The 499-nt window shown below is 62.3% G+C and carries 1 protein-coding gene; it reads left to right on the top strand.

The window, feature by feature from the left end; translation table 11 throughout:
* Positions 1 to 35: 35 nt before the first annotated feature.
* Positions 36 to 499, top strand: a 464-nt coding sequence (locus ACYP5B_RS45630; protein ID WP_459573975.1) for a ParM/StbA family protein, incomplete at its 3' end; no start/stop codon positions are given.

The following is a 499-nucleotide window of genomic DNA, read 5'->3' as shown; positions in this document are numbered from 1 at the left end:
AACACCCATTAGGCACTCACCAAGGAGTATCGCTCATGAAAGTTTCGACCGTCGCAATCGATGTCGGCTATGGCAACACGAAGTCCGCATTCCCGCTCGGCTCTGACGTCGCCACCAGCATGTTTCCCTCGCTGGCGCCGCTAGCTGCGACCTCTTCGTTGACGCCGCACAGCGGGTCCATCCTACGTGCCAGGAACGTCGTCAACGTGGTCGTCGACGGGGCGCGATACGAGGTCGGGCCGGAGGTATCCATCAGCGCCCCGTACGGGAACACTGGCCGTTCCTTGTCCGAGGACTTTGTCACGACCCCGAACTACGCTGCGCTGCTGGGCGGGTCCTTGCACTATTCCAACGCGACCGAGATTGACCGCCTGGTGCTGGGACTTCCCGTGCACAACACCCAGAAGTACGCCGGCTACCTGAAGGACCGCTTCAGTGGTGAACTCGACTTCGGCTGGGGTCCGATCCGGGTGCACAACGTGCTGCCGCTGCCTCAGCC

It is taken from the genome of Cupriavidus sp. 8B (genome assembly GCF_054589115.1).
The sequence above is the reverse complement of the archived record's forward strand: the minus strand, read 5'-3'. Positions and strand labels throughout refer to the sequence as shown.